The organism is Streptobacillus notomytis (assembly GCF_001902585.1).
GTDB lineage: Bacteria > Fusobacteriota > Fusobacteriia > Fusobacteriales > Leptotrichiaceae > Streptobacillus > Streptobacillus notomytis.
In genome coordinates this window covers 1-319 of the sequence record NZ_LKKV01000007.1, presented here as the reverse complement: position 1 = coordinate 319, position 319 = coordinate 1, and the positions used below count along the sequence as shown (strand labels likewise).

Sequence of the window (319 nt, the reverse complement as noted above, 5' to 3'; positions counted from 1 at the left end):
AGATCAAGGTTTGAGTATGAACTTAAATTTACATATTTACTCTCATAATCACTTTTTTCTTGTTTTAAAATGTTATAGTAATATTCTAAATTATTTGATGCTGAACTTATGAAAACCATTTTAAAAATATTCATACTTGTAAGTTTAGTAACAACTTCTTCTTTAAGTAAGGTAATATTTTTTTTAATCATTATTTTCTCCTAGTGCAGGTATATTATTCCTTGATATTAATTTAGCGTTAAAGATATTTTTTGATGAATTTAAATCAAAGGAATTTAAGGTTGATGAAGAATATTCAAGAGATGAAATATTAAAATAT

The 319-nt window shown here is 21.6% G+C and carries 1 protein-coding gene; it reads right to left on the bottom strand.

The window, feature by feature from the left end:
• On the bottom strand, positions 1-191 hold a 191-nt coding region (locus tag BUE91_RS00465), incomplete at its 3' end, for a hypothetical protein (RefSeq protein WP_143605888.1).
• Positions 192-319: the final 128 nt, after the last annotated feature.